Source organism: Mucilaginibacter boryungensis, from assembly GCF_015221995.1.
In the GTDB taxonomy this organism is placed as follows: domain Bacteria; phylum Bacteroidota; class Bacteroidia; order Sphingobacteriales; family Sphingobacteriaceae; genus Mucilaginibacter; species Mucilaginibacter boryungensis.
Window position 1 is genome coordinate 771967 of record NZ_JADFFM010000001.1, and the last position, 20216, is coordinate 792182.

The following is a 20216-nucleotide window of genomic DNA, read 5'->3' on the forward strand; positions in this document are numbered from 1 at the left end:
AATGTGCGACTGTGCGGATGTGCAGCGAGAAAATAAAAGAATCGATAAAATCGGATAAAAACTGAAGAAAACGAATAAAAATCGGTGAAATCCGGAAAGAATCGGTGAAATCAAACAAATAGGAGCAAATGATAAAAAATATACTCAATAATACAAAAGGCGACCGCTGGATATGGCTGATCGTTATTTTATTGTCTATCATTTCCATGCTTGCTGTTTACAGCTCAACCGGTACGCTGGCTTTTAAACAAGGCAAGGCCACCGAGACCATTTTGTTTAAACACATGCTGATGATCTTCGGCGGTATAGCGCTGATGTATATTTCGCATAAGTTGGATTACCGCTATTATGCAGGTATCTCAAAGGTGCTGATGTTCATTACATTACCGTTACTGGCTTTTACTCTTATTTTCGGTAGCCACGTGAATGATGCCAGTCGCTGGATTGCCATACCGGGCACAGGCTTTACCTTCCAAACATCCGATTTGGCTAAATTGGCTTTAATTACCTACCTGGCGCGTTTATTATCGCGCAAGCAGGAAAATATTAAGGACGTTAGAAAGGCATTTATCCCCATTATGGGGTCAACCTGTGCAGTGTTTGTGCTCATTGCGTTAGCAAATCTTTCTACCGCGTTGATGCTTTTTGGGGTTAGTATTTTATTGTTGATCATTGGCCGTATAAGTATCAAGCAAATTGCTGTGGTATGTTTGGCCGGGGCAGTTTTATTGGCAGGCGTAATGTTGTTAGGTCCGCGCAGGCATACTTACTACTCGCGTATCAACGCGTTTATGCATCCCGAAAAGGCTAACCCCGATAAATCGTTCCAGAGCTCGCATGCTAAAATAGCTATAGCAACCGGCGGTTTATTTGGCAAAGGCCCGGGTAACAGTACCGAAAGAAATTATCTGCCACAATCATACTCGGATTTTATTTATGCTACCATAGTCGAAGAATATGGGTTGATAGGGGGTATTGCCGTAATCGGGTTGTACTTGTTCCTACTTTACCGGTGCGTAAAAATTGTTACCAAGGCCCCTAAGGCGTTTGGCGCTTTGCTGGCGGCGGGACTAAGTTTTAGCCTAACTATCCAGGCGTTTGCCAATATGGCCATTGCGGTAGGTTTAGGCCCGGTAACAGGGGTGCCCTTGCCATTGGTAAGTATGGGTGGTACGTCTATACTGTTTACCAGTATAGCGTTTGGTATCATCCTGTCGGTAAGCAGGCATATTGATGAGAATGAGCAATTAAAAATTGAAGGGTTAAAAGAAAGTAATAAAGTAGTAGTCGGCGATTTAACAGCGCTGGCTTAAATAATGTGCATATGTGCGGATATGCAAATGTGCAAATGAAGAATAATAAATCGGTAAAATCATAAATATAATCGGTGTAATCAAAAAATGAAAGCAAAAAGGATCATCATTAGCGGCGGTGGTACAGGGGGGCACATCTTCCCGGCTATTGCTATTGCCAATGCGCTGAAGCGGATAGATCCGGCTACCGAAATATTGTTTGTGGGCGCTAACGGTCGTATGGAAATGGAGAAGGTACCCGCAGCTGGTTATAAAATTATTGGTTTGGATATCCAGGGCATCCAGCGCAAATCCATCTGGAAAAACCTGATGTTCCCGGTGAAGCTGATAGGCAGTGTGCGCAAGGCCCTGCAAATAATAAAAGACTTTAAACCCGATGCCGCGGTAGGTGTGGGCGGTTATGCTTCGGGGCCATTGCTGTATGCTGCGGGTATGAAAGGCATTCCGTATTTGATACAGGAGCAAAACTCATACGCCGGTGTAACCAATAAATGGTTGGGTAAAAAGGCGCAAAAAATATGTGTGGCCTTTGATGGTATGAATAAGTTTTTCCCGGCAGATAAAATTATCAAAACCGGCAACCCGATACGTAAGGAATCGGTAGATATCGCCAACAAACGCTTACAGGCTATCGAGTTAATGAAACTATCGGCAGATAAGAAAATCATCCTGGTAACAGGCGGCAGTCTTGGTGCCGGTACGTTGAATAAAAGCATACAGGCCGGTTTGGAAAAAATGATAAAAGCCGATGTGCAGGTAATATGGCAAACAGGGAAATACTATTATAAAGGTATTATAGCGCAGTTGGGCGAGAATTATCACCCAAACGTCCGCATCCTGGAGTTTTTGAACCGGATGGACCTGGCTTATGCCGCTGCCGACATAATTATATCAAGGGCAGGTGCGGGCACTATAGCCGAACTGTGCGAGGTGAAAAAGCCGGTAATACTGGTGCCATCGCCTAATGTGGCCGAAGACCACCAAACAAAAAATGCGCTGGCGCTGGTACAGGAAAATGCCTGTGCTTTTGTAGCCGACCGCGATGCAGAAGAAAAATTAGTAGATGCAGCAATTGAGTTATTAAAAGATAAAGAGAAACAAAAAATATTAAGCAGCAATATTGGCAAGCTGGCTATGCCCAATGCCGATGATGTGATAGCAAAAGAAGTTACCCAAATAACAATCAGCAATTAAAATCCCTCCGCTTTAGGCGGAGGGTTTAATTTGGTGATTAGTTAAGGGATAAATGTGCAGATGTGCGAATATGCAAATGTGCAAATGAAAAATAAGGACAATTACATCGGTGAAATCAAAACTCATCGGTGAAATCAAAGAAGAAAAATGGAATTACGCAACATACAACGGGTTTACCTGGCAGGCATAGGCGGTATAGGCATGAGCGGGCTGGCCCGTTACTTCCGTCACCTGGGTTGTATTGTTTGTGGTTATGATAAAACATCAACCGATCTTACCGTTGCACTGCAAAACGAAGGCATTTGCATTATATATGATGACCGGCCGGATTTTATCCCCATGAGTTTCTCTACCCGGGATGAAGGTACGCTGATCATTTATACCCCGGCTATACCTAAGGATTCGAAGATCATGCAGTTTTTTAAGCAAAAGGGCTTCGAACTATTCAAACGCTCGCAGGTGTTGGGGTTGATAAGTAAAGGCATGTATACTATAGCTGTTGCAGGTACACATGGCAAAACCACCACATCGTGCATGATAGCGCATATCCTTAAGGATTCAGGTAGGGATTGCTCGGCATTTTTAGGCGGTATCGCCGCTAATTACCAAAGCAACGTGCTGTATGGCGATAATGATATTATGGTGGTTGAGGCTGATGAATACGACCGTTCGTTCCTGACACTATATCCCAATATCGCCATTATTACATCAATGGACGCCGACCACCTGGATATCTATGGCGATCATTCGCACCTGACGGAATCGTTTCGGATGTTTGCCTCGCAAATAAAGGATGGTGGCACTTTGATCTATCATAAAGGGTTAAGCCCGCAGCATGATGGTATTACTTATGCCCGGGATGAAGACGCCGGCGCAATGGCAAAAAACGTGCGGATTGAAGAGGGTGATTTTCACTTCGATTTCCAAAACGCTACCCATCTGATAAAAGACATCAGGATGGGGATTGCAGGTATGCACAATATAGATAATGCAACCGCTGCTATACAGGCTGCTTTGCTGTTGGATATTGATCCGCAGGCTATAAAAAAGGCGCTGGGCAGCTTTAAAGGAGTAAAACGCAGGTTTGAATATATTGTAAAGAACGAGGCACATATTTATATAGATGATTACGCGCACCATCCTGAAGAATTACGGGCGGCTATATCATCGGTAAAAAAACTGTATCCTGACAAAAAACTGACCACTGTTTTTCAGCCCCACCTGTTTACCCGCACCCGCGATTTTGTGGATGGCTTTGCCGAGGTGCTGGATATGAGCGATGAACTGTTGCTGCTGGATATTTACCCGGCACGTGAACTGCCCATTGAAGGGGTAGACTCGAACATGATATTACGCCGGATGAAACTGGCAAATAAACGCGTTTGCGGTAAGCAGGAAGCGCTGGATATTATACGTGATGAACAACCCGGCTTGCTGCTAACCGTAGGTGCGGGCGATATAGACCAATTAGTGCAACCATTAAAAAATATACTGGAACATGTTTAAGAATAAACGACTCTGGCGAAATATTTTATTCGGGTTTATTTGGGCGGTTTGCCTGAGTGGACTGGTGGTGCTGATGAGTTTCATCGAGGTGAAGAAATCGACCATGACCTGTAAAGGCGTGCAGGTAATCATCCCCGGCAACCAGTACTTTATTGATAAAGAGGAGGTGGACAATATTATTGGGTTGAACAGTAATTCGCTGGTTGGCCGCAGATTGGAGAATATAAATATTCATCAGTTGGAAAAGAAATTAAGAGCAAACCCCTTTGTTGAAGCCGCCAGTGTTTATGCCGATATGGATGGAGTTATTATGGTGGAAATAAGTCAGCGCCAGCCTATGTTGCGTATCATGAACCGGTTTGAACAAGATTTCTATGTCGATCAGCACGGGTTCAAGTTGCCTATGTCGGGCAATTTTACAGCCAGGGTGCTGGTAGCCAATGGCTATATAGACGAGTTGTTTGCCAACCGTGTAGACAGCTTGCGCACACCAGTGGCCAAATCGATCTTTAAAACGGCCGATTACATCCGCAAAGACAGCTTATGGTCGGCGCAGATAGCACAGATATACGTGGATGATAAGCACGAAATTGAACTGATACCCCGTGTGGGCAACCAGCGCATATTGCTGGGGAATGCTGATTCGCTGGACACTAAATTTAAAAACCTGCTGGCATTTTATAAACAGGCCGTGCCGCAGGTGGGCTGGGTAGCCTATAAGGCCATTAATATTAAATACACCAACCAGGTTATTGGCATTAAAAACGATAACCTGAAGCGGGACACTACCAAAATAACCAATACAATTAAAACAGATTCATTAACATCTACCAGGGATACATTAGCTAATAAAATTAAACATTGACATATGGACAAAAGCTCAACTCACGAAAAAAGTGCGCCAATTGCAGTTGGATTGGATATTGGTACCACTAAAATTTGCGCTATTGTTGGCCGTCGCAGTAAGAACGGTAAAATTGAAGTATTAGGCATAGGCAAAGCCGAATCTGCTGGAGTTACCCGCGGCATGGTTTCCAATATCGATAAAACAGTACAGGGCATTATCCAGGCAGTTGATATCGCGGGGACGCAATCCAACGTGGAGATCAAGGTGGTGAATGTAGGTATTGCCGGTCAGCATATTAAAAGCTTGCAGCACAGGGGCTTAATAACCCGCCGAGATCTGGGTACCGAGATCAGTCGCAAGGATATTGAGAAACTTGTGGAAGATATGTACAACCTGGTGATGTCGCCGGGCGAAGAGATTATCCATGTGCTGCCACAGGAATTTACGGTAGATAACGAACCTGGTATTAAGGACCCGGTGGGTATGGCCGGTGTGCGTTTGGAAGCCAACTTTCATATTATATCGGGCCAGGTTACTGCCATTAAAAACATAGTTAAATGCGTAAATAAAGCACAGCTGGATAGCCAGGAACTGATACTGGAGCCATTGGCGTCATCAGAATCGGTACTGAGCGAGGAAGAAAAAGAAGCCGGTGTGGTTTTGGTTGATATTGGTGGTGGTACTACCGACGTGGCTATATTTCACGAAGGCATTATACGCCATACGGCAGTTATCCCGTTTGGTGGTAACAGTGTTACCGAAGATATCCGTGAGGGTTGCTCGGTAATGCGCAATATCGCTGAGCAATTGAAACTACGTTTTGGTTCGGCTTTGGCAGATGAGAACAAGGAGAACGAAATAGTTTGTGTGCCGGGTTTACGCGGCCGCGAGCCTAAAGAAATATCGGTGAAAAACCTGGCGTTTGTTATCCAGGCCCGTATGGAAGAGATTGTAGAGCATATTTACTACGAGATCAAATCATCAGGCTATGAGAAAAAACTGATTGCGGGTATTGTGATCACCGGTGGCGGCGCGCAGTTAAAGCACCTGTCGCAACTGGTTGAATTTGTAACCGGGCTGGATTGCCGTATTGGTTACCCTAACGAGCATTTGGCTAAGAACGAAGTGCTGCCTAAGCCAACTTATGAAGACCTGCAAAGCCCGATGTTTGCTACTGGTATTGGCCTGCTGATAAAAGGTATCCAGAAAATGGAATACGAAATGCAGGGATCATCGCCAAGTGCCGAATTGAAGCCCGAAAAACCAAAATATGCTGATGAAAAGAAGTTTGGTTTGTTTGGAAAACTGCTGGAAACAGGTAAGAAATTTATCAAGGATGACATTAAAGATGAAGACTTTTTGAAATAATTATTAACAAGGTTTTAATTTTTCCACATATTAACTATTGTTAATAACTTTTGTGGAAAAAGCTATATTATTACAATAGCGAAACTAAGTATTCATCAGATTATAGATAGCTGAAAACGAGGATTATGAAGTTTGAAATGTTAAAAGAAAAATCGTCCATCATTAAAGTTATTGGTGTTGGCGGTGGTGGTGGTAACGCGGTTAACCACATGTATAAGCAAGGCATAACAGGTGTTGATTTCATTATCTGTAATACCGATGCGCAGGCTTTAGAACTAAGCCCTATACCTAACAAAGTTCAGCTGGGCGCCAGTTTAACCGAAGGGATGGGTGCAGGCTCGATACCCGAGGTAGGCAAAAATTCGGCTATCGAAAATATTGATGATATAAAGGAAATGCTGGGTTCAAACACCCGTATGCTGTTTATAACCGCCGGAATGGGCGGTGGTACAGGTACAGGCGCCAGCCCGATAATTGCCAAGGCTGCCCGCGAGCTGGATATCCTTACCGTTGGTATTATTACTACACCGTTCAGCTTTGAAGGCAAACGCCGTAAAATGCAGGCCGATGAAGGTTTGGAAGAACTGAAAAAATATGTAGATAGCTTCCTGGTGATCAGTAATGACCGCCTGCGCCAGATATTTGGTAACTTAACCTTAGGCTCGGCCTTTGCGCAGGCAGATAATATTTTGACGACGGCCGCCAAAGGTATTGCCGAGATCATTACACTGCCAGGCTATATCAATGTTGACTTTAAAGATGTGCGCACGGTGATGAAAGACAGCGGCGTATCTATTATGGGTAGCTGCTCGGCCGAAGGTGAAAACCGCGCACTGAAAGCTGTAGAAGGTGCCCTGGCATCGCCATTGTTAAAAGATAATGAAATTGAAGGCGCGCGTTATATCTTGCTGAATATCAGCTCGGGTATTAACGAAGTGACTATGGACGAAGTAAGCGTAATCACTGATTATATACAGGAAGAAGCCGGCTTAGCCGCCGACCTGATATGGGGCAATTGCCAGGACGACTCGTTAGGTGAAAAAATATCGGTAACTATTATTGCCACCGGTTTCCAAACTAAAGACGAGCGCGAAAAAGAGCAAAGCAGCAAACGCATTGTAAACATGCTGATGCCTGATGACAAAGCTACCCCGTTGGTGCGCCCTGTTAATGAGTTTATTACCCCGGTTGCCCCTGCCGAAGGTTTTTCTACCGAACCATATATTAAAGGCAGCGAACCGCAAAAACAAACCGGCTTGTTCGATCTGTTTGCACCATCGGCACCTGCTGCAGCTGAACAGAACGACACGCAGGATACAGGTGATTTGGTAAAGCATAACCTGATTGAAGAAGAGCAGCCGGAAACAGCATCGGCCGAGTCTGAATTTGGCGAGTTTACTTTCAAAGTATCAGAAAGTATTATGGAATTTGAAAGCTTTAAGGAAGAGGCTGTTGCTGAACCCGAGCCGGAACCTGTCCCTGAACCAATTGTTGGGGCTGATGACCATAAAACTGCAGAGACCGTTGAAGAGCAGATGCGCAAAGCCCGCGAGCGTATTATGCGTTTAAAAGATCTGACGTTGAAAACGCGCAATATTCAGGAACTGGAAAATGTGCCTGCTTATAAACGTAAAGAAATAGCATTGCAGCAAACGCCGTCATCATCTGAAAGTGAGATATCAAGGTTCTCATTATTGTCTGACGATGAAGGCAATACAGAAATCCGCAGGAACAATTCGTTTTTGCATGATAATGTCGACTAATGTCGGCGGATAAATGAATTAATAAAAGCCTCTGCATACATGCAGAGGCTTTTTGTTATAACCCATAATAAAAAGTTATAGCCTTGCGTGGGCTTTCTTTATAGATTATATTTGTATATTGAAAATTAAATAAGTGAAGTACTTTGGATTTATTTGATAAGATAGCAAAGAATATGGGCGGGCCGATAGGCCAGCATCAAAAATGGTCGCACGGATATTTTTCGTTCCCTAAACTTGAAGGAGAGATAGGGCCGCACATGATGTTTAACGGAACTGAACATTTGGTTTGGAGCTTAAACAATTATCTTGGGCTTGCCAATCACTCCGAAGTGCGTAAAGTTGATGCTGAAGCCGCTGCTGATTATGGCATGGCTTACCCAATGGGCGCAAGGATGATGTCGGGTAATTCAAGTCATCACGAGGAATTGGAGCAAGGCTTAGCCAAATTTGTAGGCAAGGAAGACGCTTTTTTATTGAATTATGGTTATCAGGGCATGGTATCTATTATAGATGCGCTGCTTGACCGTAATGACGTTGTAGTATACGATGGTGAATCGCACGCTTGTATTGTTGACGGCGTGAGGCTGCACATGGGCAAGCGTTTTGTTTATCAGCACAATGATATAGATAGCTGTGAAAAGCAGTTAGAACGCGCTACACGCCTTGTTGAACAAACAGGTGGCGCCATACTGGTAATTACCGAGGGTGTGTTCGGGATGTCGGGTGCACAGGGAAAGTTGAGAGAGATTATTGCGCTGAAGGAAAAATATAACTTCCGGTTGCTGATAGATGACGCGCATGGTTTCGGTACGCTGGGTAAAACCGGCGCAGGCGCACACCAGGAGCAAGGCTGTGTGGATGGTGTAGATGTGTACTTTAGCACTTTTGCTAAGTCGATGGCGGGTATAGGCGCTTTTGTAGCTGCCGATAAAATGATCATCGATTTTCTGCGCTATAATATGCGTTCGCAAACATTTGCCAAGGCTTTACCTATGCCAATGGTAATCGGTTTAAAAAAGCGTTTCGAACTGTTAAAATCTCAGCCCGAATTACGCGAAAAATTGTGGACCATTGCCCGCGCCCTGCAAAACGGCTTGAAAGAGCATGGATTTGATATAGGGATTACCAATAGTGTGGTTAGCCCGGTTTTCCTTAAAGGGGATTTGCATGAAGCTACCAGCCTGACAATGGACCTGCGTAAGCGTTATCATATCTTCTGCTCTATTGTAGTGTATCCGGTTATCCCTAAAGGCCTGATAGAACTAAGGTTGATACCAACAGCCGCGCATACGCTTGAAGACGTACAGCGCACCCTGGATGCCTTTAGCGATGTTGCGGAAAAACTAAAAGCCGGCGAATATAGCGCCAAAAAGGAGAAAATGGCTGTAGCCTAATTGTTATTGTTTATATTTAAAAGCCATTAACGAGAAACGTTAATGGCTTTTTTATTACCATTACCTCATTGCGAGGGACAAATTAATCTCCCGTTTTACAGACTGATTACATAAATGAGATTGCTTCGTTCCGTACAATAGAAGAAAAAAAGAAGGGCAAGTAACGATAATTCGTACTTGCCCACTTGGGTGCGCCCACCTGGGCTACTATGGTTACGTCTGTATTCGCTGATTATCAATCACTTGCAAGAGGCGCCGGCGATGTTGGTCGCCGCTTTGGTCGCTGACCGCTCAAGCATTGTAAAAGTACTAAAATGGTCTTAAATATACCAAAAATCCGGCAAAAAAATGGTCATTTTTTAGTGGGTTCCAGGTTCGAGCCCGACCACGCGCATCAATGTAATCTTCGCTATATATTGAAGATTTGCTTGGTGAAGAAGTAAACAATAAGTCAAACCAGCCCGGAACATTGTTCGTCGCCCCAAAGGGTGATCGATTGGATTAGCGGAATTAGCGAGTTGCCAAAGTAAAAGGGAAATTTGTTTTCTTTTGATGACAGGTACAGGGGAAACACGACGCTGACCGTGATTTTATTTCTATGCCTTTTTTTGTTCCTGAATGAGGCCTGACACTTTGTTTGCGACATTGTTAATCCGCTCAAGTTGCTGCTGCTTAAATTCGTAAGAAGGGTGCTCTTGATATTCCTCAATCCTTTTCCTGCTGTAAGAAAGTGATTCCTTTATCACTTCCAAGTCGTGTAAGTTTAAGTTTTCCATATGTTGTTACAGATTTATAATCATTTTCTTGGTTCGGGTATAAGTTTCTGGTTCAAAGTCGTAGGTTAAGGTCAAATCTTTAAATATGTCTTCTTTCAACATTTTATGGGTTTGCGTTTTTAAAATTTTTATATCCGGATCTGCATTTTGATACTGGTCGATTTCGTCTTTTGTGATCTTATAGTGGTTTAATAATGCAGTAATGTGCGGATCGTAATTTACGTCAACATGATCCTTAAAATTATTGGATTGGATTATATCCTGCACAAAACTTAATTGCTCAGTCGATAGTTTCCTGAATAAAGCACGCCAGGTTTCCGTTAAGCCATTTTCCTCGAAAACTTTTCGATAGATGACGTATGCTTCCGGCATATAAAGAAGTTCCTGAAATTCTTTTAAGTCTTTACCAAACGCCCGTTCAAAAAACTTCCTACCCGGTGCAACAATTCCTTTCGTTACATTTAGAATTGACTGGATCGTCCTTATGAATTTTTTATTCCATTTATTACCAATAAAATCTCGTGTTTTTGCTTCCTCCCCGAACAATGGAATGTACTTCATTGGAAAAGAATAAATCGTCATATTAAGTTCTTCGCTTAATATGACGTTAAGCAGAAGTCGTTTATAAAGTTCTTCAGGGGAATCTTTAAAGTTGTAAAGGATATAATTTGAAAGCTCTTTGATTTTATATTTACCAGCTAATCGAACGGCAGCCTCGTACTTATCCTTCATCCCCCAGTAATCGAATGCAATACGTAATGGTCGGATTGGAATTTCACTCATTAGCTTCATTAATTCATCCGTAACGTACCTTGCATCGGTTCCCTGATTAAAGTCTACATACCTTAATCGCGATCCTTTTGATCTGAATTTTTCATACAATGGACTGACTTCCGAATAAGTTGCTAAAATCAAGTCTTTATTAATCGAGTCGAAATCAGTTAACCCGGCGTTTTTTAGCGCCTCGCCGAACTGTTTCTTTTTTTCGCCATTTAACTTATTATACAACGCCTGTAAAAGCTTGAATGTCCTTTTCACATAAGCTACATCATTTAAGCCATTTGACAGGTTTTTGTAAGCTATTTCATATTGATTGGGTTCAACAAAGGTAGCACCCTTGTAAAAACCCATATCCTTAATTTCTTGAATTATATCAGGAAAATTAGGCGATGCCAGCACATTGTTATCCATCAGTAACAAATTTTGCTGCTCACCATAAAGCTGTTTAATCTCTAAAAATTTATCAATAGTTTCTATTTTCGGTTTATATGTAGGCTCCAAGATTGGCACTGAACAAAAAGCACATTTCCTGGTACATCCTTTTGTCATGAATGTGAAGTATGCGCTGCCAGTAGGGTATTCGTAGTCTATCTCGTCCAAAATAGAATAATCCAATGGCAAATTGTCTATAATCATATGCTTTGCCATTGGGTTTTCCGGGTCCAACATGCCAGGCTGATCTAACAAACCTGGATGCGCGATTACACCAGTCTCTACTTCTAACTCCTTTTGAAGCAGTGATGCAAGTACACCGCCTACAAATAGTTGATTATGATCCACAATTAGATGTTTAGCATAATGGATGGTTTCAACGGTAATTTTCCAATAAAATGTAAATAATGTAGTTACATATATCCGGTCCCATTTGGGAAAACGATCATATTGTTTCTTCTGATATATAATCGCATAGTCATCTAAACAACGGATTATCTCCAACGAAGAATTGTGTTCACTAAAAGGTAAATCCGGCAAATACTTGATCTTTTTAGTTTTAATGAACTCGCGAATCTGGCCTTTGTGAGCATCCCAATTGAAGCGGCCATCGATATTTCTCAAATCGTTAATGCAGCGATCTGTTAGTTTGATTAAAACAAATTCTTTTAGTTCGCCTTTAAAAAATTCCACCTCGTCGCCTAGCCGTCTGTGATAGGTGGCAATCTTCATTAATCCTATTGGAGGATACTTGTTTTTATACTTTGGCTCAATTAATAATATTTTTCGAGGCATAACATTAATTGAAACGTACGTAAATCTTATCCTTTAGCGTTTTCGCCTGGTTAACCGGTAAGGTCTCATCTATCATCTGAAATATTGTTCGCACAACCTCCTGTTCATTTGGTGACAGTTTCGCGAAAGATGGCGGATCGTAGGTATTAACTGTTAAATCTTTAGAAGTTGATATATCTAAATCTTTACCAGCAGTAATGGTTTGGTATAGTGTTTTAATGCCCTTATCCTTAGAGGCCTTTACGCTAATTTTATTAATAGTGTCGTAAGCCCGTTTTGCGGTTGTCTCAGCTACTTTAAGGTTGTCTAAAAATTGCTGTTCAGCGACCTGACTGGGGAAATTGCCTTTTCTTTCTTCCCATTCTTTTTGCGATCTTTTGTAATCTTCAATTTCCTCTAATCTACGTTGCAGATTTGAAGCGGTATGAGCAAGGCGATTTTCAAGATTTTTTTCTTTAAATAAATCTTCTAAGGCTTTTTCAAAATCTTGGAGTGTCCGATTCTCATTAAAATAGTCCCGCCGAGCATTCGGTATGAAATTGGAATTTAGCGCGTGGATTTCGCCAATAAAACGATGGTTTGTTCTCGGTGCTTTAAAAAAGCGGCTAACCGTATTTTCATCGCCTATACCAATATTACTTTTTCTTAGTCGTAGGCCTTTTTCAATATTTCCAGTCGGTAAAACGATGTTTGATTGAGCTCGGTAACCATACCAGCCCAACGCCAATAACTCTAATTTTTCGCCGCGCACGTCAAAAAAGTCGACCGCTAACCACTTTGATTTAGTGTCGTCTTCGTCAAATTCGTCTCGGTATGATTTAAACAACTGATCGTTATTTAAAAAGACATTATATTCGTCAAGGGTGAAATTATTTTCCGTCATGTATCGTTTTACTTCTTTCCCAAAAGTAAAATCCTTGTGGAATGGCAACGGTGCAACCATTGATAGATACTCAGTCACACGTTTTATATCCAGAAGTTTGATTGTATTAACGTTTTCAAGCGTGACTTTAAAATAATGTTCGTCTTTGGCTTCGGACTTACGATCTATACTGGTAATTACACTAATCACGGCCGAAGCGTCGAGATCAACATTGTTGTCTTCAATCAACTTACGTAATTGTTTTGCGTCAAGGGTCATAATACTTTGAACGTCTTCCCCATGAGCCGACGTTTCAAAAATCAATTTGTCACAATACCCCAGCCCTCCTAAGCGACCGATCCCGCGAAATCCTTTCCTTTTAGTTTTGTCTTTTTCTGACTTAGCAACATCACCCAAGAACCGCAATACTTCGCTTGCGGGTATGCCGGTCGCATTATCTTCCACAGAAATATATTTGGCAAAAGGATCAATAGTGATTTTAACTCTACCATCAGCCTTATTTCGCAACACGTTAGTTTCAAACGCCACATCTATTTGGTCAGCAGCATTTTGGACATATTCCCTAAAAACAAAACGCGCGTCATCATACATCCCAGACGTTAACGTCTCGATCACGGTTTTACCAATAACTGGGCTGTAGTCTTCCAATCTATTTATTTTTAAAAAACTTCCGGATTGATGGCGGGATCATATTTTGATCCGGTTCGTCATATCCGTGATAAATATTTTTTTCTGTCCGTTGAAAGACAACATAGGTATTATTTATATCATCGAAACAATAATATTTTTTACCGAACAATTTGGCGTCGTCTAACATTTTTTGCGGCACATCTGTATCATTTCCGTTATAACAGCTTAAGGGATTGACATGATTCCCTTGTTTGTTATTTTGATGATGTTTTGTGCTGTGCTCAAAAACACGCTTAAATTTCGCGAAAAAGTCATTTAAAGCTTTTTCCTGGTCGGCAATTATTGTTTCGTATTCCTTAGTACCCTCTGTTGCACTAACAGTATTTAAACGGGCATTATCACCCCAAAGGTACTGAAAAGTAAAATAAACACTTGCTTTGTCCTCACTTCGATGCATGTAAGCCAGCAAATAACTGATCTCTTCCCTTATCGTATCATTAAAATGTGCTTTTATGATTTCGGGATGGGCTGCCAAATCATCTATTTTATCAGGATCAAAAATGATGATGTCAGGTCCGATTCGTGCTAAAAAAGCATACACGATGCTTCCAAAATCATAAAAAGATTGCGGCATTAAATTATAGGGAAAACCGGCAATGATTTGGTTAAGCAGCTCGCTGCGCATTAAAATTTGCGGCCGTTCAGCTTCAACCTTATCGATGAACTTAATTATTTCATCTTTCAGAAAGAAATATTGCTCAGTTTGATTGTTGTAATTTTCTGGATCCCAAACCATCGATGAGACATCCAGCACTGCGGCGTACTCCATTATTTTTTAACAGTACGTTTTTTCATCTGCGCTCTAACAATAGCCTTCATTTCCAAATTTGCCTGCTCGACAAAATCTTCAGGGAAATAATCTAAGGTTCCAAAATCGTCCAAATCGATGGTACCGAACATCACTTCTCCATTTTCGGACTCCATAAAGGTGAGATTAATATTGTCCTGTAGCTCATTTGTGCTGTTTTCTGCGATCCTGCGTCGCATACGTGTTATAAAGTGATCACTGTGCGTTTCAATGATCACCCGTTTGCCATCCAAAACTAGAGAATACAAAAAGTCAAATAGTAAACTCTGTATTTTAGGATGCAGATGAATTTCAGGCTGCTCTAATATAAGCGTGCCATCTTTCTGCATTAAAAGGCCTTCCACGATGATTGGCAGCAATTGGCTTATGCCGAAACCTACATGTTTAATTGTTGTCTCTATACCGGCATCATTTTGCAAGATGATCGTGTAAAATTCACTTTCTTTTTTAGCGTATATATTCTTTCCAATTTTAAAAATGTCACACATCCAATATTTTACCGCATCAATTAATGGTTCATTTTTCGAAGTGTATATAATACCGTCATCAGCGAAAGATGGCTTTAGATATGTAATAGGGTCAGTGGCGAAATTTTCTAAAATTTGTGCAGTATTTTCACCGGCCTTGCCTACATAATTTTTAATACTGCTGACAGCATACTCGTCCCTTGGCAATTCACGTATTGGGCCGATATAGGACATAGTATTAAAAAAGTTGCTTACTAAATCTTTTTCCCCCTCTATCCTTGGAAAATGGCGAATTTTAAGGGATTCGACAATATCCGGTTCACCAGTTTTAACGTTCGGGGTATTGGAGATTGATCGCGTTTCATAGGAACTTGGAAATATCGATGAATATGCAATGTCAAAAATTTCAGGTGTACCTTCCCATAAGTCACTACCAAATATTGCATTATTTGCCGCTATAGAAAAAGTATTATTAGCACCGTAATTACTTTTAAACTTTACATATTGCTCACGTTTTTCACCTTCCGGCAGCTTATAAGTGATATCAAAATCAGTAATCCTAATTGCTTCATCGATGTAATCGAATTTTACATCAACCTGTAATGAAAAGCTGGGCAAACGGTCAAAAATACGTGTACGAAATTCGCTATCGTAGCTTAAAATTTCCTCCTTATCGAATTCAAGACTAATTTTAAGTTTATTATTTAAATTTTTACCGGTTACAATATCTGAGAACTTTTTAACGAAATATAAATCTCCACTTAAGAAAAGCTGATGTTTACCTGAGTCCAGGTCGATCGTTTGTTTAAGTAATAGTAATAATTGTATAAAGGAGGATTTTCCTGAACTATTGACACCCGACAAAATCGTCAGTGGCTTTATTTGGAAAGGTGGTAATTCTTTAATCGATTTAAAATTATCTATCGATATTTTCATTTAGTAAAATAGGTTTTAGGTAATAAATGTAAATGTATTAAATAGGATAACCAATTACAAGGCTAATATTTACCATAAAAAATAGGGTTTTAATTTAATTACACCATTTTTTAAAATTTTTCACCTGTAGTGATATTTTAAATAATACAAAACGCCCCCCTGTTTACACCGTTAAAACAATCAACAATGTAAACAGGGGGCGCAGGGGCTCCGCATGGCGGAGCCGCGGGGTAATTTTCAAAAAATATTATTTGCTGTTATTTAATGAGGTATAAAATAATTGCCCAGATTATCATCAGGGTAGCTATAACATTGACTATACGTTCTATCATAATAGTTATCAATGCCACCCCATAAGATTTAAAATACTGCGTTCCTGCAATGCCCCAACGGTTAAACCTGCGTTTGCCAATCATATAGCGAAGCAAAAAACCAATGGTTAACAGGATAATGGCGTAAATGGTCAGGTGGTTGGTATGATGGATTAGATTTTTCATGATGTAAAAAACAAAAAGGGGCTTGCGCCCCTTTGGTTAGTTAAGGACTAATTGCGTTTCACCCGTGCGTTCAAACTCCCGGCAAAGCTGGAAGGCGGTTTGCGTTTTAGCAAAGCCGTTGCCGAAAAGAATAGATTTTAGTTTCACTTCCTCGGTCTTATATTGCTTTACATTTTGCATATACCCGCTGATGGCGTTATAGGCACCAAACAGCGTTCCTCGTGTGGTGTCCATTTGTTGCGTGGGATGGCTAAAGGCGAATTCGCAAACTTTTTCGACTGTGTTTAAAAACCGGCTCGAATACTCGTCTATGTTTTCATCCAGCACATTTTGCAACACCTCTTTGCTTGGCGCCATTGCCTGTTGCACCAATTTTAAGACGTCTTTATCGGTAATGCGAATATGCGCCCAACGATTAAATATGCCGTTTAACTGTTCGCTCATGCTATTGAATATACCCATGACCTTATGGGCTTGTTTTAAGCGCTCCTGTGCACTTTGGGTGTGACGTATCTTCGCGCTGTGGGTCATATTGCCCAAAGCAGCATGTAAAGTGTTATTACAGACTATACGGGTAGGTGTAAAAGCTGCGGTGATACTGCCGTAACCATCGTGCGAGGTAGTCAAAAAGAGGTATTTCTCTATCAGGTCATCGTTGCCTACTTTGATATAGCCGGGCAATTTGGCGGTAATAAAAATGCGTTCCCCGTTGCCTAAAGCCCCGCAAGTTTCGTATAAAATTCCGTCCCCGCCACCAACGATGGCATCGAAAAAGCTAAACGCATCCCGGTTTTGTACCACTTCGTAGTCATTGCCCACTACGCCTAACACCTGCTCGGTGTCCGCCCGCACGGTGGCGAAGTAATTCGATACTTCTATGTCGGGTATCGCTTCATCATTGCTCCATAGGTGGTTATTCGTATCATGGGTAAACAAGGGGCGTTTTTCCACGATATAGTCCAGTCCGGCGAATTGTATCGCCTCGTTACTGGTGGGATAACGGTCAATGATTTGCCCTAAATTGTGCCAGGCTTTTTCTTTGACGCTCATAAAGCTGTGCTTGCCTGCTTTTTCGTTGAAATTTATCTGATGTGCCATGATCTTAATTTTTTGAAGTTTTTGTATTCAGTTGTATAATCTCTGTTTTCAGCACTTTTACATTTTTGGTGCTGCTTACCTGTAGTTGGGTGCCTGCCTGCAATTCCGTTATGGCATCGTGTATAATTTTGTGCGTTGTCTTTACGGTACAGCGCACCAGTAAATAAATGCGGTCTTCCATTGTCTTAGTTTTGATAGGCATTTAAAAACTCGGTTAATTCCTGCTGAAACCTTACGGGGTTTTCTTTGGCTAATTGTTCGGCGTACCCCTCCCAAAATATTTGGTCGGTGAACTCAATAAATTGTTCGTACATCTTAATTCCTGTTTTTGTGAAACCTTAAAAAAATGCTCCCGGCTTTCGCCAGGAGCATGATTAATTAGCCCTGTTGCGGGAACACGATGTTTGCCTCGATCTCGCCCAATTTTTCATGGCAGGCATCAAAAATGAATTGAGTTACCATGCGGATAAGGTTAGGCGTGTTGGTGGTAAACTCGCGGCCCTTATCATCTTTGATAATCAGCTTACAGCCCTGATACGGGTTGCTTTCCAACTGGTCGTTTTCTTCTACCAGTTTTACCTCAAATTCTTCCAGTGTTTTAATTCGGGTAATCAATGCCAAACGCTGGATAGTCAGGCGGTGCAGGTTACCGACTGATTTTAGAGTCTGTTCCAAATTCAAGATAGGTTTAACATATTTAATTTCCGCCTTTGGTGCTTCCGCTACCGGCTGCTCTTTTTGTTCGGGTGCAGGGTTTGCGGGTTGGTGATCCACTGCAGGGGCGCTACCGGCCTTGGCTTCGGCGGTTTGGGCTGTCTCAACTTTAGCAGCTTCGGCGGGCTTTTCATCTTTAAGGGCTTCATCTTGTTTGGCTTCCTTTCCGGGGATGTTTGGGCGGTTTTCTGTTCTTGGTGTATTGGCGTTTTTTGCGTTTGTACCTTGTACCTGTTTTGCATTTTTTTCTGCTGCTTTCATTTTGTTTTGCATTAAGAGTTAAAAATTTTGTTAATTGCTTCTCTTTCGCCCCTTTCCCGTAAAAGTTTTTCCAAAAGAAAAAGGAGAAAAAGAAAGCAAATCAGCGGGCACGTCACCTTGCAAAAAGGAAACGGAATAATTGGGGGGGGACCCTTTGGGGAGGCAACCGTTTATGCCGTAGTCTTTTTGATACTACCGGCAGTCATTAGTACAGTGCGCAACTTGTTTTCCTTTTTCTCCTTCTTTTTGAAAAGGGCTATCCTAAAAAATTAAACTTTAATAGTGTTTCGCAAGTGCGGAGCTATTCAGGATTCTGAATAGCGATGCTTTTGCGCAGTCGTAGCTGGTGATGAAATAACATGAAATGACCAGCGTGCGATAGGGATCGCCATGACATCTTGCGCAGCAGATAAAATAGAGAGCCCGTCCGGAGGATCGCCACCTTAAGAATCAGGGCAGATTTTTTAGGCTTCACAGTAACATTCAGTTATACCGTCCAGTCTCCGATTTGTACGCAATATTTTTCATAAGGGCAGTAGTGAGAATTATTCTTTGATTCGTATTAGCTATAAAATATAAGTTGGAAGATAAAAATCACCTAAATGATCTATTCAATCGTTATCTGAATAACGAATGTTCGCAACAGGAATGGGAAGTTTTAATACAGCATTTTGGATCAGAAACCAGTTTAGATGCCCTTAAAGAACTGGTACGTAAGCAATTGGAAATATCCGTTAATAATGAGGTAACTACTAATAACGCCTTGCCGGACAATGTGCATGAAGTTTTAGAACAGGCGTATAAAAACATTGTTAATGAAACCTTCCTTAAAAGAAAAAAAGAAGCAAAGATTGTTTTCCTTAACAGAAGTGCCTTCGTAAAATTGACAGCCTGTGTCTCAATCCTCATATTAGCTGTTTCTCTTTATTTTGGATATATACGGTACCGGCTAGCTGCTAATAATTACAGGCAAGTAATAACTTTAAACGGTGAGCGAAAAAAATTGCAACTTACCGACGGTACAACGATATGGCTTGCACCGGGTAGCACCCTAAATTACGCTAGTAAATTCATCGGTAAAAACAGAGAAGTAACACTTAGAGGCGAAGCTTTTTTTAATGTTACTCATGATAAACAGCATCCCTTCATTATACATACTGGCAGACTAAATACAATAGTATACGGCACAACCTTTAATATTCAGGCTTATCCAAAGCGGGGTTCTGTTGAAGTTTCACTTCTAAATGGCAAAGTAAGTGTTACTGAACTTGGCCAACACGCTAATCAATTAATGTTAGCACCTAACCAGCGCGCTATATTTAATAAAACTAATGGGCAATTATATAAAGAGAACTATTCGGCTGCTACCGATATGCTTGCCAGAAGGGACGGGAAATTCATTTATAAAGGAACGACCTTAAGTAATGTGGTTGATGATATTTCAAAAGCCTATAATGTAACAGTTGTATTAAATAAAAAAATACAGGATTTGCATTATTACGGTGAGTTTGACCAAAAAGAAAATCTGCAACAGGTGTTGATGCAAATTAGCCTTACCACTAATGTAAAGCTTAAAAATAATGGGGCTATTTGGGAATTATACTAATAACCGATTATAATCACCTAATAATTTAATATGAACAGACAAGAAGACACATAGCAGGTATAAAAAAATCCCGGTCAGACCGGGATCA

At 41.3% G+C, this 20216-nt stretch carries 18 protein-coding genes; 8 read left to right on the forward strand and 10 right to left on the reverse strand.

The genetic code is table 11. The annotated features are described in order from the left end of the window. The first annotated feature begins 128 nt into the window (after window positions 1-128). The 7 genes from IRJ18_RS03325 to IRJ18_RS03355 all read left to right on the forward strand — a co-directional run bounded on the left by IRJ18_RS03325 (window position 129) and on the right by IRJ18_RS03355 (window position 9385). The gene (locus IRJ18_RS03325) at window positions 129-1313 is read left to right on the forward strand and encodes an FtsW/RodA/SpoVE family cell cycle protein (RefSeq protein ID WP_194104772.1); all 1185 of its coding nucleotides are present in this window, start codon (window positions 129-131) and stop codon (window positions 1311-1313) included. Window positions 1314-1400: 87 nt separating this feature from the next. Then, window positions 1401-2507: an undecaprenyldiphospho-muramoylpentapeptide beta-N-acetylglucosaminyltransferase gene (murG, locus tag IRJ18_RS03330; RefSeq protein ID WP_194104773.1), complete on the forward strand. Its 1107-nt coding sequence runs from the start codon at window positions 1401-1403 to the stop codon at window positions 2505-2507. 147 nt (window positions 2508-2654) lie between these two features. Continuing rightward, window positions 2655-4013, forward strand: a complete 1359-nt coding sequence (gene murC, locus IRJ18_RS03335) for a UDP-N-acetylmuramate--L-alanine ligase (RefSeq protein WP_194104774.1) — start codon at window positions 2655-2657, stop codon at window positions 4011-4013. Further along, a complete protein-coding gene (locus tag IRJ18_RS03340) occupies window positions 4006-4878 on the forward strand; it encodes a cell division protein FtsQ/DivIB (RefSeq protein WP_194104775.1) in 873 nt (290 codons plus the stop codon). The genes murC and IRJ18_RS03340 overlap by 8 nt, the downstream gene beginning before the upstream one ends. A 3-nt stretch (window positions 4879-4881) precedes the next feature. Next, window positions 4882-6228: a cell division protein FtsA gene (gene ftsA / locus IRJ18_RS03345; RefSeq protein ID WP_194104776.1), complete on the forward strand. Its 1347-nt coding sequence runs from the start codon at window positions 4882-4884 to the stop codon at window positions 6226-6228. A gap of 125 nt (window positions 6229-6353) precedes the next feature. Beyond that, window positions 6354-7991, forward strand: coding sequence for a cell division protein FtsZ (gene ftsZ / locus IRJ18_RS03350; protein WP_194104777.1), 1638 nt, complete (start codon window positions 6354-6356; stop codon window positions 7989-7991). 143 nt (window positions 7992-8134) lie between these two features. Continuing rightward, the gene (locus tag IRJ18_RS03355; protein WP_194104778.1) at window positions 8135-9385 is read left to right on the forward strand and encodes an aminotransferase class I/II-fold pyridoxal phosphate-dependent enzyme; all 1251 of its coding nucleotides are present in this window, start codon (window positions 8135-8137) and stop codon (window positions 9383-9385) included. Window positions 9386-9981: 596 nt separating this feature from the next. On the opposite strand, the gene IRJ18_RS03360 is transcribed toward IRJ18_RS03355, so the two are convergent. From IRJ18_RS03360 to IRJ18_RS03400, 10 genes are all read right to left on the reverse strand, one after another. Beyond that, entirely contained in the window at window positions 9982-10161 is a 180-nt protein-coding gene (locus tag IRJ18_RS03360) for a hypothetical protein (protein WP_194104779.1), read from the reverse strand. A gap of 6 nt (window positions 10162-10167) precedes the next feature. After that, window positions 10168-12105: a hypothetical protein gene (locus tag IRJ18_RS03365; RefSeq protein ID WP_194106725.1), complete on the reverse strand. Its 1938-nt coding sequence runs from the start codon at window positions 12103-12105 to the stop codon at window positions 10168-10170. A gap of 67 nt (window positions 12106-12172) precedes the next feature. Further along, the gene (locus IRJ18_RS03370; RefSeq protein ID WP_194104780.1) at window positions 12173-13699 is read right to left on the reverse strand and encodes an ATP-binding protein; all 1527 of its coding nucleotides are present in this window, start codon (window positions 13697-13699) and stop codon (window positions 12173-12175) included. A gap of 1 nt (window position 13700) precedes the next feature. Then, window positions 13701-14510, reverse strand: coding sequence for a hypothetical protein (locus IRJ18_RS03375; protein WP_194104781.1), 810 nt, complete (start codon window positions 14508-14510; stop codon window positions 13701-13703). After that, window positions 14510-15952 (reverse strand): AAA family ATPase, encoded by a 1443-nt coding sequence (locus IRJ18_RS03380; RefSeq protein WP_194104782.1) that lies wholly within the window; start codon window positions 15950-15952, stop codon window positions 14510-14512. Before IRJ18_RS03380 ends, IRJ18_RS03375 begins: the two co-directional genes overlap by 1 nt. A 257-nt stretch (window positions 15953-16209) precedes the next feature. Further along, window positions 16210-16449 (reverse strand): hypothetical protein, encoded by a 240-nt coding sequence (locus IRJ18_RS03385; protein ID WP_194104784.1) that lies wholly within the window; start codon window positions 16447-16449, stop codon window positions 16210-16212. 36 nt (window positions 16450-16485) lie between these two features. Continuing rightward, window positions 16486-17547, reverse strand: a complete 1062-nt coding sequence (locus IRJ18_RS03390; protein WP_194104785.1) for a DUF932 domain-containing protein — start codon at window positions 17545-17547, stop codon at window positions 16486-16488. 4 nt (window positions 17548-17551) lie between these two features. Continuing rightward, on the reverse strand, window positions 17552-17749 hold the full coding sequence (locus tag IRJ18_RS03395) for a hypothetical protein (RefSeq protein WP_194106726.1): 198 nt from the start codon (window positions 17747-17749) through the stop codon (window positions 17552-17554). Beyond that, on the reverse strand, window positions 17733-17861 hold the full coding sequence (locus IRJ18_RS21110) for a hypothetical protein (protein WP_262893252.1): 129 nt from the start codon (window positions 17859-17861) through the stop codon (window positions 17733-17735). The genes IRJ18_RS03395 and IRJ18_RS21110 overlap by 17 nt, the downstream gene beginning before the upstream one ends. Before the next feature lie 64 nt (window positions 17862-17925). Next, the gene (locus tag IRJ18_RS03400) at window positions 17926-18522 is read right to left on the reverse strand and encodes a hypothetical protein (RefSeq protein ID WP_194104787.1); all 597 of its coding nucleotides are present in this window, start codon (window positions 18520-18522) and stop codon (window positions 17926-17928) included. A gap of 580 nt (window positions 18523-19102) precedes the next feature. Here IRJ18_RS03400 and IRJ18_RS03405 point away from each other — a divergent pair. Then, window positions 19103-20128 (forward strand): FecR family protein, encoded by a 1026-nt coding sequence (locus IRJ18_RS03405; protein WP_194104789.1) that lies wholly within the window; start codon window positions 19103-19105, stop codon window positions 20126-20128. The last annotated feature ends 88 nt before the right edge of the window (window positions 20129-20216 follow it).

Coding starts and splice junctions, on each gene's coding strand:
- IRJ18_RS03325 (WP_194104772.1), top strand. CDS start 129: ATGATAAAAAATATACTCAATAATACAAAAGGCGACCGCTGGATATGG.
- murG (WP_194104773.1), top strand. CDS start 1,401: ATGAAAGCAAAAAGGATCATCATTAGCGGCGGTGGTACAGGGGGGCAC.
- murC (WP_194104774.1), top strand. CDS start 2,655: ATGGAATTACGCAACATACAACGGGTTTACCTGGCAGGCATAGGCGGT.
- IRJ18_RS03340 (WP_194104775.1), top strand. CDS start 4,006: ATGTTTAAGAATAAACGACTCTGGCGAAATATTTTATTCGGGTTTATT.
- ftsA (WP_194104776.1), top strand. CDS start 4,882: ATGGACAAAAGCTCAACTCACGAAAAAAGTGCGCCAATTGCAGTTGGA.
- ftsZ (WP_194104777.1), top strand. CDS start 6,354: ATGAAGTTTGAAATGTTAAAAGAAAAATCGTCCATCATTAAAGTTATT.
- IRJ18_RS03360 (WP_194104779.1), bottom strand. CDS start 10,161: ATGGAAAACTTAAACTTACACGACTTGGAAGTGATAAAGGAATCACTT.
- IRJ18_RS03365 (WP_194106725.1), bottom strand. CDS start 12,105: ATGAAGATTGCCACCTATCACAGACGGCTAGGCGACGAGGTGGAATTT.
- IRJ18_RS03375 (WP_194104781.1), bottom strand. CDS start 14,510: ATGGAGTACGCCGCAGTGCTGGATGTCTCATCGATGGTTTGGGATCCA.
- IRJ18_RS03380 (WP_194104782.1), bottom strand. CDS start 15,952: ATGAAAATATCGATAGATAATTTTAAATCGATTAAAGAATTACCACCT.
- IRJ18_RS03385 (WP_194104784.1), bottom strand. CDS start 16,449: ATGAAAAATCTAATCCATCATACCAACCACCTGACCATTTACGCCATT.
- IRJ18_RS03390 (WP_194104785.1), bottom strand. CDS start 17,547: ATGGCACATCAGATAAATTTCAACGAAAAAGCAGGCAAGCACAGCTTT.
- IRJ18_RS03395 (WP_194106726.1), bottom strand. CDS start 17,749: ATGCCTATCAAAACTAAGACAATGGAAGACCGCATTTATTTACTGGTG.
- IRJ18_RS21110 (WP_262893252.1), bottom strand. CDS start 17,861: ATGTACGAACAATTTATTGAGTTCACCGACCAAATATTTTGGGAGGGG.
- IRJ18_RS03400 (WP_194104787.1), bottom strand. CDS start 18,522: ATGAAAGCAGCAGAAAAAAATGCAAAACAGGTACAAGGTACAAACGCA.